The sequence below is a fragment of the Bacillus cereus group sp. Bce019 genome, from assembly GCF_051781745.1.
GTDB lineage: Bacteria > Bacillota > Bacilli > Bacillales > Bacillaceae_G > Bacillus_A > Bacillus_A cereus.
Genome location: NZ_JBPWJX010000009.1, coordinates 100,504 through 113,312, shown reverse-complemented (window position 1 = coordinate 113,312; position 12,809 = coordinate 100,504). Strand labels below are relative to the sequence as shown.

Below are 12,809 nucleotides of genomic sequence, written 5' to 3'. Positions count from 1 at the left end.
AGCTTTGCGCTCACTGCGCAAAGCTTTTTTTCATATATTATAGACCAGCTTGCTCTTTTAAAGCTGCAGCTTTGTCTGTACGTTCCCATGATAAATCTACATCAGTACGTCCGAAGTGGCCGTAAGCTGCTGTTTGTTTGTAAATTGGGCGACGTAAGTCTAGCATTTTAATAATACCAGCTGGGCGAAGATCGAAGTTGTTACGAACTAGTTCTACTAATACGTCTTCAGATACTTTACCAGTGCCGAATGTATCAACTGAAATTGATACTGGTTGTGCTACACCGATTGCGTATGCAAGTTGTACTTCTGCTTTTTCAGCAAGACCAGCTGCTACGATGTTTTTCGCAACATAACGAGCTGCATATGCTGCAGAACGGTCAACTTTCGTTGCATCTTTACCAGAGAATGCACCGCCACCGTGGCGAGCGTATCCACCGTAAGTATCAACGATGATTTTACGTCCTGTTAAACCAGCATCACCTTGTGGTCCACCAATTACGAAGCGGCCAGTTGGATTAATGAAGAATTTTGTTTCTCCATCCATTAATTCTGCTGGTACTACAGCTTTAATTACGTGCTCTTTTAAGTCGCGATCGATTTCTTCCCATGTAACATCTGGGTGATGTTGTGTAGAAATTACGATAGTATCAACACGTACTGGTTTACCATTTTCATCATACTCAACTGTAACTTGCGTTTTTCCATCCGGACGTAAGTATGATAATGTATCATCTTTACGTACTTCAGTTAAACGGCGAGCTAATTTGTGAGCAAGCGAGATTGGAAGTGGCATTAACTCTTGTGTTTCATTACATGCGAAACCAAACATTAAACCTTGGTCTCCTGCACCAATTGCCTCAATCTCAGCGTCAGTCATTTGACCTTCGCGTGCTTCTAGCGCTTGGTCAACACCCATAGCGATGTCAGCAGATTGCTCATCGATAGATGTTAAAACTGCACAAGTTTCTGCATCGAATCCGTATTTTGCGCGTGTGTAACCAATGCCTTGAATTGTTTCACGAACGATTTTTGGAATATCTACGTAAGTAGAAGTCGTAATTTCCCCCGCTACCAATACTAAACCAGTTGTTACAGTTGTTTCACAAGCTACACGTGCATTTGCGTCTTTTGATAAGATCGCATCTAAAATTGAATCAGAAATTTGGTCACAAATTTTATCTGGATGTCCTTCAGTTACAGACTCAGATGTGAACAGATGACGTTTTTTTGTCATGTGGTAAACCTCCCTACAGTAATTGTATATATTGTACGGAACTCATCCTTAATTTGCCACAAACTGCGACATACATTTATTCTCCCACACAAGCATACAGAAAAACCTTTCCTACTTTACATAGAGGAAAGGTTTAATTTGCTACTTGCATACTGCTTTTTGCCCTTCGCTCTTATCGTTCGAGACCTGTAGCCTCGCACAGGTTTTAGCACCTATTCACCTGCATTTATCAATACAAGTGAGGTTGCTGGGCTTCATCGGGCCTGTCCCTCCGCCAGCTCGGGATAAGAGAGTATCCGTCCCAACCTATACTAAAGAAATGATATTCATTTGTCAATTAATATTCACATTTTCCTGAAAGTTTTTCTCAATACGCCTGAAATGAAATATTAATAGGGAAATAATGCATTCACACAAACAAAAAGAAATAAATAGTATACATTATTTATATAATTGTGTTATACTCTTGTTGGGGATTACGAGAAATATTTCATTAAATGAAAAGGATGGTATATAAATATGAGTACTGTGAATGTCCAAATTGGTTTACACGAATTATTGAACGGAAGCAATGCACAGATTCAACTAAGTGTTCCGCAATTAGTGGAAAAAGTATTAATGCGAAATGAAGGGAAATTAACTTCTACTGGTGCCGTTTCTGCTTCAACAGGAAAATATACAGGACGTTCTCCTAAAGATAAATTTATTGTGAAAGAAGCATCGGTTGCTGACAAAATTGCTTGGGGAGCTGTAAACCAACCGATTTCTGAAGAACATTTTAATAAATTATATACTAAAGTTTTAGAATACTTAAAAGAAAAAGAAGAGTTATTCGTCTTCAAAGGATTTGCAGGCGCTGACCGCAATTACCGCCTACCAATTCAAGTTATTAACGAATATGCATGGCACAATTTATTTGTACATCAATTATTCATTCGTCCAACTGAAGAAGAATTAACAACTCATGAGTCAGGGTTCACAATTGTTTCTGCACCGAACTTCAAAGCTGATCCAGCTGTTGACGGTACAAACTCTGAAGCATTCATTATGGTTTCATTCGAAAAACGTATTGTACTAATTGGTGGTACAGAATACGCTGGAGAAATGAAAAAATCAATCTTCTCTATTATGAACTTCTTACTACCTGAACAAGATATTCTTTCTATGCATTGCTCTGCAAACGTAGGTGAAGAAGGCGACGTAGCACTATTCTTCGGTTTATCTGGAACAGGTAAAACAACATTATCTGCTGATCCAAACCGTAAATTAATCGGTGATGATGAGCACGGTTGGTCTGATAACGGTGTATTCAATATTGAAGGCGGTTGCTACGCGAAATGTGTAAACCTTTCTCACGAGAAAGAACCACAAATTTTCGATGCAATCACATTTGGATCTGTTTTAGAAAACGTTATCATTAATGACCAAACACGTATCGCCGACTACAACGATACTACTTTAACAGAAAATACCCGTGCTGCATACCCTATGCATGCGATCGACAATATCGTACTGCCAAGTGTTGCTGGACACCCAAATACAATTATTTTCTTAACTGCTGATGCATCTGGCGTATTGCCTCCAATCAGTAAGTTATCAAAAGAGCAAGCTATGTATCATTTCTTAAGTGGTTACACTAGTAAACTAGCAGGAACAGAGCGCGGCGTTACTTCTCCGCAAGCTACATTCTCAACTTGCTTCGGTTCACCATTCTTACCACTTGATGCATCTCGCTACGCTGAAATGCTTGGTGAAAAAATCGAGAAACACGATGCGAAAGTATTCTTAGTAAACACTGGCTGGACTGGTGGCGAATACGGCGTTGGTAAACGTATGAACTTAGGTTACACTCGTGCAATGATTCAAGCTGCATTAAACGGTGAACTTGCGAAAACTGAAACAGCTAAACATGATATCTTCGGTCTTGAAGTTCCACTTCACGTACCAGGTGTACCTGACGAAGTGTTAATGCCTGAACAAACTTGGGCTGATAAAGCTGCTTACAAAGCAAAAGCAATCGAACTTGCAAATGAATTCAAAGCTAACTTCAAAAAGTTCGACAGCGTATCTGAAGACATTATTAACTTAGGCGGTCCAATCGCTTAAATTAAAACTTTCTGTTGGAATAACCCTTTACTCATATGAATAAGTGTCGTGTAACCGTAAAGTTTCGCGTACTCACCGACAAAACCCAATGCGGCTTAACGGTTACACACACTTACATAAAAAAGAAGCTTACGTGAAAACGTAAGCTTCTTTCTATATCTTATATAAAGTGAAACGCTAATCTCTTCATCTGTGACCTAGATTATAAAATTACAGCTTCGAATATATACATTATATCCCTACTCACTACATCTCTCGGGTTTCACATCGTATGGGGCTAAAAAAGGCCCTGACCGCTTCTATCCGTGACTGGATCATCTATTCCATCTAAAAAGAAGTCTTTTATCTTTTTAGCTCTTTGTTAGTTCTTTCTCATCTTTCATGCTATAGTAACCTAAATTCACAACGATTAAGAAATACCCACCCATAATCCCTACTGCAAACGCCCACATAACCATGTGGTGCTCAATTTCGTACATAATAATAGCACCCAAAATGGCAGCTGCAAAACGGTTAAACATACCGAGTGTCGGTGCTTTCGTCTTCTTTACAATACTATCTCCAAGCTTCTCAATTCTTCTGCCTAAAAGCCAAACGCAATACATACTTACAATAAGCCCAATTCCAGCACCTAAAAAGTGTGCTGAAAACGGTGTTAACATCCAACCTAGTAACAAAATACCTAGTATATAATACGATTGGATTTTAAATGATCTTAGTGACATACTAATCATGCTGTACCTCTCTTCATTCGTTCTTATCTATCCAACAAAAAATTTCTTTCAAATTCATATTCCTTACATTCATTTCATTCAAATTAAAAACAACATAAACAGTATGTTTATGTTGTTTAAATGTTTTTAGAAAATAATATTATACAAGATTTCAAACATCATATTCTCATATTTTGTGACGGTTTTTCAAACTTTTTTCGTCCATTTATGAAAAAAATGATATCAATCTATGAACATACGGATATGATGTAATAAGCACACAAATAAAGGGGGCGTCTAATGATTTATTTTTTAATGGCTCTCATTCACCTCATTATCCCTGCACTTATTGGACTTTCATTGTATTGGTACACGAAAAATCATAGCATTTTTTACGCTGTCCTCGGTGTTCTTCTTCCAGGTATTATTCTTATTACACTCTTCCGTATTCCATTTTTAAACTTAATTCCACTTATTACTGCTATCTTATTTCTCATCTTCTTACCAAAAATAAAAAAATAGGAAAGCAGATCATAGGTGATCTGTTTTCCTATTTTGATATAGGTTCCCCTGCAATAGAATGAACTTTTACTTTTTCTGATTTCACAAACCATAGACCGACAAAAATGATAATTCCACCGATGATTTGTTGAAACGATACATATTCATTTGCCCAGACAGCTGCAAATAAAACAGCTACAAGCGGCGTTATATACATATATACCATCGTATGTGACGCCCCAATTTTTTGAACACCAACATACCACATTACTAGACCAAATACTGTTACAAAGAAAATAGAATATAGTAAAGCAAATAGTGTCATTCCGTGAGTAATGTGAAATGGCATGACAAATACATGTGGACCACTTAACAATAATAGCGGAATCGCACCCACTAATGCAGACCATGCAGTAACACGTAATGCTGAATATTTTTTAATTAATGGTCCTGCTAAAACAGGATAAAGCCCCCAGCATATTGATGTAATAAGTCCAATTCCATTGCCATAAAAAGAACTAGTAAGTGAATGTCCTGCTACTAAAACTAAGGCTGCACCAACAAAGGCAGTCATAGAACCGATTAACTTTCGAGAAGAAAACTTTTCTTGTTTCAGAAAAATCGCAAATGCAGTTGTAAAAATAGGTGAAATAGAAATGAGTAAAGAAGCATTTGTAGCGGATGTATATTTGACAGTTTCCATAAATAACGTTTGATACAGTACAATACCTACAACGCTAACGATAATTAATCTAGGTATATCCGTTCGCTCCATATAAACCGACTTTTCAATACAAAAGGTAAGGAGTAACAGAAGCGGTGCCGCCGCCATCATACGAAGTGCAGTAAACTCAATTGCTGTAAATTCTAAAAGTCCATACTTCGCAATTGTATAGTTAATCCCCCAAATAATAACAACACTTAAAATTAATAACTCAATTCCCCATCTTCTCATGCGTATCCCCTCCGCAAAGAAGATTATACAGAAAATTCAATCACATGTACATTTCATTATGTGAAAAAATCTTTTTATTATATGAAACGTTTTGGTAAATGAAATTATATCGGCGATTTTCTGAATATATCGGCGCAACTCCATTTATATCGGCGATTTCCCAAATATATCAGCGCAACTCCATTTATATCAGCGATTTTTTCAATATATCGACTTATCGACAATAATAGCGACTTATAAAATAAAAAAAGTGAGTCCAAAATACATTTTGGACTCACCTTTACTATACTCGAACGTGTAATTTCATATTTGGATTATAAAACTGGCTTGGGCTCTTCAACTGAAAAGTTCCTCCACCTTCATGCCAATCAACCGTTAACTTATCATCCATAAATACAAGCTTTGTACGATCAGCGATAAAATTCATTGTGCTTGATTCAATATCCACATCGCGCTCATCTTTCTCTGCTACAGCTACTAAATCGATGATTCCGCTCATAACACAACCGCAACCTTCATTATCATAAAATAACTTTATATATTTCGCTTCACTTGGAATCGTATCCATAATCTTTTTATATGCTGCTTCTGTTACAGTAACGTACATATGTTAATCTTCACCCTCTCTTCTCTTATCATTCATATATTGTATCACCATTTTTCTTAAAAGTTATATACAGAAAATTAGGACTAATATACAATGTATGTGATAAAGTTTCAGCAATCGAGCTTTTATGAGTAGTTCATGCAGGAGAAAGGATGTTTACTATCTGTGTTCAAACTACAACGATATCCCATGTTATTAGGTGTATTTAGTAGTTTCTTCATTTCTAGCGGAATGCTATTACAGCATGTACTTCCCTATTCTCCTTCTATTAGCTGGATTCTAGGTTTTATTTGTTTCCTATCCGCTTCTTATTTTGCTACGAAGAATACAAACAACTCATAAAGCAAGAATCATCTTAAGGAGGATTATCAAACATGCCAGCCTTAAAAAAAATAGAGCAATCACTCGATCACTTATTCCAAATCGAAAAATACGGAAAAGATAGTGCCTTTAGTCGATTTATCCCAGCCGTATATGATCCTATCAAATTTCCTTGGCAACAATTTTTCGAAGCAAATTTTGTAGATTTATTTAACGGCCTTATGATGCACGGATCTGAAAATGTAAACAAAGTATTTTTAGCTGTATTCCCTACAGATGACGTTCTTGAAACATTCATTTCACAATCCACACCCGGTGATTTACTCTTTATGCACCATCCCCTTGTAATGGAGTGCGGTGATCCGCTTGGAAAATCAGGCCGCGGTTTCTTACCAATTCCTGAAAAATATTTGCAAGGAATAAAAGAAAAACAACTTTCTATATATACATGTCACGTACCAATGGATTTTCATCAAACAAATGGAACGAGTATTTCAATTGCAAAAGCATTAAACGCTACTGTAGTGGACGACTTTGCATATGGAGGTCCAGAGCAAGAACCAGTTGGCCTTATTTGTGAAATAGATGAAACATCAACAGAAGCACTCCAAAAACATCTAAAACAACTCTTCCAGATTCCTTACACAGACTTCGAAGGTAAACGACATGATTCCATCAAAAAAATCGCAATTATCGCTGGATGTGGCGATGTTGTATCTTTAATGAAGGAAGCAGAAGAAAAAGGTGCTGAAGCATATATTACAGGAGAAATCCATTGCCATATCGACAATGATTACGGCAGACATAAATACTCGCTCATTATGGATTATGTAAAAGAAACGAATATGTCTCTAATTGGTGTGTCACACTCTGCCTCTGAATACTTAGTGAAAGAGACATTGATGTATGATTGGTTTAAAGAGAATTTTGATGTGGATGTTATTTTGCTTCCGCAGGAAAAATGGTGGTTATAAATTTTTAAAGAGATAGCTAATTTAGCTATCTCTTTTTACTAAACTTAAAATTTCATGAGGCGTTTGAAAAATATAATCAGCCTCCTCGAAGCCTTTCCTTGTTTTCGCTCCCCACAGGGCTAAACCAAATTTTGCTCCCGCTTGTTTTGCGCATTGTAAGTCATATACTGAATCACCTATGTATATCGCTTCTTGTGCATCTATATTCAATCTTTTTAGACATGTCACAAGTGGCTCTGGATGTGGTTTATGTTTTATTGTATCTTCTACACAAATAGAGTGTTCAAAATATGAATGTAATCCAAATGGCTTGAAATCATTGATAAACTCTTGGCGTGTTTTTGAAGTAACAATACCTGTTCGAATCTTATATGAAGATACTATTTCAATCACTTCCGCAATTCCTTTAAATACTGTAATTTCATTCTTAAAATCTGCCATATTACGTATCCATTTCTCATGAACTGCTTTCATATTTTCCACACCAATTTCTTGTAACGCAGCCATACCAGGAATACCTAATGCAAAATGTAGCTTTTCTAATGAATAATTCATCCCTTCATCTCGCAACGTTCTCTGTAATGAATATAAAACTGCTTTTTCCGTATCTAACATTGTTCCGTCAATATCAAATATAATTCCCTTCATTTTTACGTCCCCCCTTTACTTCACTCCAGTGATTAGCTCAATTCCATATTCTTTCACTACTCTTTCTAAATTGCCGGGAATAACACCATTCGTAATAATTGTATCTATTGATTCTAATGACAGCGCCTTAAAGTTTTGACGTTGATTCATTTTTGTCTCATCGGCAAGTAAAAACACTCCATTCGTTTGTTTAACAATTTGACGCTTAAAATGAATATCTTCCTCATACGCATAATAAACACCATCTTCTGTAAGACCGGGTGATCCAATAAAAACTTTATCAAAATGATAATCTTTTAGTTTCTCCATTGCAGAAAAACCCGCCATATAACGTGAGTGTTTATTTAATTCTCCACCCAAAATATGAATATTTACATTCTCCATCTCCATTAAATGATTTACTGTATCAATTGAATTTGTAACAACCGTTATGTTACTTGCTGTCAAAAATGAAGCCATACAGTTAACAGTTGTTGAAACATCAAGATAAATAATTTCATTATCTCCTACAAAAGAAGCAGCTTGCTTTCCAATAGATATCTTATATTCAATTTCTTTTTCCTCACGATTTACATAATCCGATATTTTACGGTGGAAAGATGATAAAGCTACACCACCATGAGTTCGTATTATTGTTGTTTCATTTGTTAACTTTACAATATCTCTTCTTGCTGTATCTCTGGAAACTTGAAATAGCTCACACATCATCTTCAAACTCATCGTCCTATGTTCATTCAAATACTCCATTATTTTTATTAAACGTTCCTCTTGATTCATACTCTCACCCATTTTTATTTACTTTTAAGTATTTTTAAGTTATTTTAAGTATATCACAACAAATTAACTTAAATAAACCTTAAAATGACTTAAAACGGAAGTGAGAAAATGCTACGTACAATTATTTTTGATTTTGATGGCACACTAGCTGATACTTTACCTTTATGTTATTACTCGTTTCAAAACGTTTTTTGGCAATTTGATAATAAAGAAATTACTGAAGCAGAGATTCTTTCTATGTTTGGTCCAAGTGAAGTTGGTATTATTCATGAGAACTTACTTTTTGAAGAAAAAGAAGTAGCAGTTGAAAGATACTATGAATGTTATGAAGAAAAGCATCATGATTACGTAAAGCGAAATCATGAAATAGTAGACCTTTTAATACATTTAAAAAAACAAGGGTTTCAGTTAGCTATCGTAACTGGAAAAGCAAGAAGAAGCCTGGACATTTCTCTAAAAGCATTAGGATTAGTTTCTTTCTTCGACTGTATAGTAGCTGGAGATGATGTAATGAAGCCAAAACCTGACCCTGAAGGTATTCTTTTTGTATTAAATACATTAAATGTAAATGCAAACGAAGCAATTTTTATTGGGGATAGTGATGCTGACATACTTGCTGGAAAACAGGCAGATGTACGAACGATTGGCGTACAATGGTTACCAAACTATCAATCTGCTACATTTACTGTGCAACCAGATGATTTTATTAAGAAAACAGATGATTTTCTCGTCTCATTAAATACTAGATTTTCAAAATAAGTAATAGATATTTTATAACTACTTATTATTCTGTATTTATAGAAAAAAATTCGATATACAATACACTCTCACCCTATTTTTGAAATCTAGACACAAAATACGATCTGCCATACAAAAATATAGAATTCATAATATATATATTAGTTATATTTTAAAAACTAGATTTTCAAAATATAGAAAGGAGAACTTATATGTAACACTTAATTGCTTTAGTTGCGACGGCAGACGCAACAGCAGTTCTAACGGAAACACTGGAACTATGGTATTTTCCATTAAACCAACGGATAGCGGAGCAGGACAAATTCAAGTATTTAATCCTACTCCGGCAGTAGGTCCCGCTGCTGTAACTTGGACTAGTATTACAACTGGAAACCCAGTTGCAAGAGGAGATGCTATATCCCTTTATATTACCCCTGGAATTACTGCAAGTGCTGTATATTCTATTTTTCTAATTACCGATATATAGCAATTCATTTCATAAAAAAAGACCCGAAATTCGGGTCAACAAATAGAAATATAAATGAACTACAACAAATAACAGACAAAGCCATTATATATTTTTCATAGTAAAACATCCATTATTTTCTTTTTACACTATCAATATATTATTTTTCGTTATCGTCCTCTTTTTTAGAACGCCTACCTAAGAAGAACACAAAAACATCACTTCCAAATAAGTGATGTTTTTTGTAGTTAATGCAGTGGTAACATAACCTCAACTGTCGTTCCAACCCCAACTTCACTTTCAAAACTCATTTTACCGTTGTGGTCTTTAATAATTTTTTCTGTAACTACTAAACCTAGACCAGTTCCTGTTTCTTTCGTTGTATAAAAGGCTTCATTTAACTTTGGAATTTTATCTTTCGGAATGCCGCATCCCTCATCTTTCACTTGAACGATGATTCCATCTTTTACAGTAACTTTAATCGTAATTGTTCCGCCAACTGACATTGCTTCAATTGCATTTTTGATTAAATTAAAAAAGACCTGTTTTAATCGTTTTTCATCACATGTAATTGATGGTAAGTCTTTACTGTAAATACCCTGTATGTGGACTCCTTGTTTTAAAGCAGGCTTTTCCATAACTCGAATAACATAAGAGATAATTTCTTGTATGTTATGAGTTTCTGATTCTAGTGATTTAGATTTCTCAAATCCACTAAGTTCTGTAGCAATTATATGAATCCGATCTACTTCTTGTTTCATAATATCACTATAAATTTTATCCTCTGGATGCTTGTCTGCTTGTTTATTCACAAGTTTTTTTAAGTTTGCTAAAGGTCTTCTAATCTTATAACCAATAACCGTTGCCATCTTTCCAACAGCTGCTAGTTTTTCTGTCTGTTTTATTTCTTTGTCCATCATCTCAAGCGTACGAACGTAAGACTGAACCCTTAAAAATATAATCCAACATATGATAGTAAATACGCTATATAATGCCATTGGGATTAAAACGAGAGAAGATTGAATAACAATTCCTGTAAGAGCATACTTTCCGATAAGTATCGCTGGAACTAACCAGAAATATCTTTTATTCACAAAGATTGGTGCAAACAAAATAAAAAATCCTTCTACTATATTTCCACCGTCAAATTCTGCATCGCTACCATAATAAATCATAATGTTATGGATACAATCTAATACATTATAGCCAATTAGAATAATATACTTTACCGCAAAAGCATTCTTCCATTTCATAAAGTATATTCCAATGCAAAACAATACCACCATCAAAAAGTAAAGCCATAAACCTAAGCCATCATCAAAATCTCCTACACCTTCTTGCTCTCCACCGATTAACGGTACAATAAATTCATAGGCAAGATCATATACAAAAAATATAATAAAAAATAAACTTAAAAATGCTTTCAGCGCCTTTATTTCTTCATTTTTAAATATATAGCCTTTATTCATATGGTAACTCCTAGCTTTTCTTCCACTTGGATTTCAGTATTTCCACACTTCCTTGGGAGAATGATGTCTATTCTCGTTCCAGTATCTTTTTCACTTGAAATATGCAACTCACCAAGGTGCTCGGCAACAATTCGATTCGCTACCGTAAGTCCCAGACCAATTTTATCTTGTTTCGTTGTATAAAAGGCCTCTGTAACACGGGTTAAGTTTTCTTGCTTAATACCATGACCATTATCGATTACGCTAATCATTACATATGCTTTCCCTTTATCTTCTAATTGAAAATGTAATATGCCACCTTGTTCCATTGCCTCTAAAGCATTTTTTATCGTATATAAAAAGACTCCTCTTATTTTTCGTTCATCACATTCAACTTCTATTGTTTTTTCTTCCACATTCGAAATAAACTGCACGTTTAATTCATTCATTTTTTCGCGAAGACTTGTTATTACTTGTAATACAATTTTTCCTACATCATGTTTCTTATAAATAGAAGGTTTGCATGTAGCAACTTCCATTAACTCACTTATCATATTATTCATATTTTCTATTTCAAAAATCATACGTTTATAAATAGGATCCTCTTCATGCTTCTCTCGTTGTAATTGCGTAAATCCTTTTAATGAAGCGAGTGGATTCTTAATTTCATGTCCAACCGTCGCTGCCATTTTTCCGATTACTGCTAATTTCTGTGATTCACTAGCAATCGCAATACTTTCCTTTACAGCTGAAAGATATTGTAAAAATCGGTTTAAAATGATATATGCAGCTATTAACATAAGTGTATACATAATAAGGAACATAAATGCTTTTACTTCCTCTAATACAAATAAATAAATTAAATATTTTCCTACAATAGAGGAAAGTAAAAACACATAGAATTTTTTATTTAAAAATATAGGTACAAAGAAAATGAGAATAATTTCTATTATATTTGTCGCATCAAACGCCGCCTTATTATAAAAAACATACGAAAATATATTAGCGAGTTCTATCCCTATGTATGCAAATATCCATGCATATTTAACAAGGTTTGCCTTCTCTTTTTTCATTAAATATATATTCACGCACAGTATTGCTACTCCGCAAATAACTTGCCATATTATGTTGTATCCCTTATCCATTATTGATTTATCTTCTAATACGATTGCATAGAAAATTTGATATACAATAACAATGACATATAACACCCATAAAAGGATTTTTGCATTTCTTTCTTCTTCTTTATATGATAGAAAACTTTCTTTCACTTCAACACCCCTTAAAAATAATATCTCGAAGAATACCATTTATTATA

The 12,809-nt window shown here is 34.6% G+C and carries 12 protein-coding genes, 1 pseudogene and 1 riboswitch; of the genes and pseudogenes, 5 read left to right on the top strand and 8 right to left on the bottom strand.

Going from position 1 to position 12,809, the window contains the following annotated elements:
• Positions 1 to 37: 37 nt before the first annotated feature.
• On the bottom strand, positions 38 to 1,237 hold the full coding sequence (gene metK / locus ACS2QP_RS14745) for a methionine adenosyltransferase (protein WP_000163123.1): 1,200 nt from the start codon (positions 1,235 to 1,237) through the stop codon (positions 38 to 40).
• Positions 1,238 to 1,406: 169 nt separating this feature from the next.
• Positions 1,407 to 1,528: riboswitch (SAM riboswitch) on the bottom strand.
• A 228-nt stretch (positions 1,529 to 1,756) separates the two neighbouring features.
• On the opposite strand from metK, the gene pckA reads away from it, so the two are divergent.
• Positions 1,757 to 3,343 (top strand): phosphoenolpyruvate carboxykinase (ATP), encoded by a 1,587-nt coding sequence (gene pckA, locus ACS2QP_RS14740; RefSeq protein ID WP_000108815.1) that lies wholly within the window; start codon positions 1,757 to 1,759, stop codon positions 3,341 to 3,343.
• Positions 3,344 to 3,693: 350 nt separating this feature from the next.
• On the opposite strand, the gene ACS2QP_RS14735 is transcribed toward pckA, so the two are convergent.
• Positions 3,694 to 4,077 carry an ATP synthase subunit I gene (locus ACS2QP_RS14735; protein WP_000624926.1) on the bottom strand — a complete coding sequence of 128 codons (384 nt, stop codon included), beginning with the start codon at positions 4,075 to 4,077 and terminating at the stop codon, positions 3,694 to 3,696.
• A gap of 279 nt (positions 4,078 to 4,356) precedes the next feature.
• On the opposite strand from ACS2QP_RS14735, the gene ACS2QP_RS14730 reads away from it, so the two are divergent.
• Complete coding sequence (locus tag ACS2QP_RS14730) at positions 4,357 to 4,578, top strand: hypothetical protein (RefSeq protein WP_000639042.1); 222 nt, start codon at positions 4,357 to 4,359, stop codon at positions 4,576 to 4,578.
• 28 nt (positions 4,579 to 4,606) lie between these two features.
• Here ACS2QP_RS14730 and ACS2QP_RS14725 read toward each other — a convergent pair whose 3' ends face one another.
• Positions 4,607 to 5,512, bottom strand: a complete 906-nt coding sequence (locus ACS2QP_RS14725) for a DMT family transporter (RefSeq protein ID WP_001255411.1) — start codon at positions 5,510 to 5,512, stop codon at positions 4,607 to 4,609.
• Between the two features lie 283 nt (positions 5,513 to 5,795).
• Positions 5,796 to 6,119, bottom strand: coding sequence for an iron-sulfur cluster biosynthesis family protein (locus ACS2QP_RS14720; protein WP_000289570.1), 324 nt, complete (start codon positions 6,117 to 6,119; stop codon positions 5,796 to 5,798).
• 374 nt (positions 6,120 to 6,493) lie between these two features.
• On the opposite strand from ACS2QP_RS14720, the gene ACS2QP_RS14715 reads away from it, so the two are divergent.
• Complete coding sequence (locus tag ACS2QP_RS14715; protein WP_438882555.1) at positions 6,494 to 7,414, top strand: Nif3-like dinuclear metal center hexameric protein; 921 nt, start codon at positions 6,494 to 6,496, stop codon at positions 7,412 to 7,414.
• A 21-nt stretch (positions 7,415 to 7,435) separates the two neighbouring features.
• Here the strand turns inward: ACS2QP_RS14715 and ACS2QP_RS14710 are convergent, their stop codons facing one another.
• A complete protein-coding gene (locus ACS2QP_RS14710; RefSeq protein ID WP_000676032.1) occupies positions 7,436 to 8,062 on the bottom strand; it encodes an HAD family hydrolase in 627 nt (208 codons plus the stop codon).
• Positions 8,063 to 8,077: 15 nt separating this feature from the next.
• Positions 8,078 to 8,839, bottom strand: coding sequence for a DeoR/GlpR family DNA-binding transcription regulator (locus tag ACS2QP_RS14705; RefSeq protein WP_001070960.1), 762 nt, complete (start codon positions 8,837 to 8,839; stop codon positions 8,078 to 8,080).
• A 108-nt stretch (positions 8,840 to 8,947) separates the two neighbouring features.
• Here ACS2QP_RS14705 and ACS2QP_RS14700 point away from each other — a divergent pair, with 108 nt between their 5' ends.
• On the top strand, positions 8,948 to 9,598 hold the full coding sequence (locus ACS2QP_RS14700; RefSeq protein ID WP_438882554.1) for an HAD family hydrolase: 651 nt from the start codon (positions 8,948 to 8,950) through the stop codon (positions 9,596 to 9,598).
• 250 nt (positions 9,599 to 9,848) lie between these two features.
• Positions 9,849 to 10,064 (top strand): annotated as a pseudogene (locus ACS2QP_RS14695) (collagen-like protein); the annotation flags it as partial.
• A gap of 227 nt (positions 10,065 to 10,291) precedes the next feature.
• Here ACS2QP_RS14695 and ACS2QP_RS14690 read toward each other — a convergent pair.
• Together ACS2QP_RS14690 and ACS2QP_RS14685 are read right to left on the bottom strand one after the other, a co-directional pair.
• The gene (locus tag ACS2QP_RS14690) at positions 10,292 to 11,512 is read right to left on the bottom strand and encodes an ATP-binding protein (protein WP_153581662.1); all 1,221 of its coding nucleotides are present in this window, start codon (positions 11,510 to 11,512) and stop codon (positions 10,292 to 10,294) included.
• Positions 11,509 to 12,762 (bottom strand): ATP-binding protein, encoded by a 1,254-nt coding sequence (locus ACS2QP_RS14685; protein ID WP_438882553.1) that lies wholly within the window; start codon positions 12,760 to 12,762, stop codon positions 11,509 to 11,511. The genes ACS2QP_RS14690 and ACS2QP_RS14685 overlap by 4 nt, the downstream gene beginning before the upstream one ends.
• Positions 12,763 to 12,809 lie beyond the last annotated feature (47 nt).

Bases quoted from the DNA above. Each gene is read 5' to 3' on its own strand.
- pckA (WP_000108815.1), top strand. From the start codon at position 1,757: ATGAGTACTGTGAATGTCCAAATTGGTTTACACGAATTATTGAACGGA.
- metK (WP_000163123.1), bottom strand. From the start codon at position 1,237: ATGACAAAAAAACGTCATCTGTTCACATCTGAGTCTGTAACTGAAGGA.
- ACS2QP_RS14715 (WP_438882555.1), top strand. From the start codon at position 6,494: ATGCCAGCCTTAAAAAAAATAGAGCAATCACTCGATCACTTATTCCAA.
- ACS2QP_RS14690 (WP_153581662.1), bottom strand. From the start codon at position 11,512: ATGAATAAAGGCTATATATTTAAAAATGAAGAAATAAAGGCGCTGAAA.
- ACS2QP_RS14725 (WP_001255411.1), bottom strand. From the start codon at position 5,512: ATGAGAAGATGGGGAATTGAGTTATTAATTTTAAGTGTTGTTATTATT.
- ACS2QP_RS14730 (WP_000639042.1), top strand. From the start codon at position 4,357: ATGATTTATTTTTTAATGGCTCTCATTCACCTCATTATCCCTGCACTT.
- ACS2QP_RS14705 (WP_001070960.1), bottom strand. From the start codon at position 8,839: ATGAATCAAGAGGAACGTTTAATAAAAATAATGGAGTATTTGAATGAA.
- ACS2QP_RS14720 (WP_000289570.1), bottom strand. From the start codon at position 6,119: ATGTACGTTACTGTAACAGAAGCAGCATATAAAAAGATTATGGATACG.
- ACS2QP_RS14700 (WP_438882554.1), top strand. From the start codon at position 8,948: ATGCTACGTACAATTATTTTTGATTTTGATGGCACACTAGCTGATACT.
- ACS2QP_RS14735 (WP_000624926.1), bottom strand. From the start codon at position 4,077: ATGATTAGTATGTCACTAAGATCATTTAAAATCCAATCGTATTATATA.
- ACS2QP_RS14710 (WP_000676032.1), bottom strand. From the start codon at position 8,062: ATGAAGGGAATTATATTTGATATTGACGGAACAATGTTAGATACGGAA.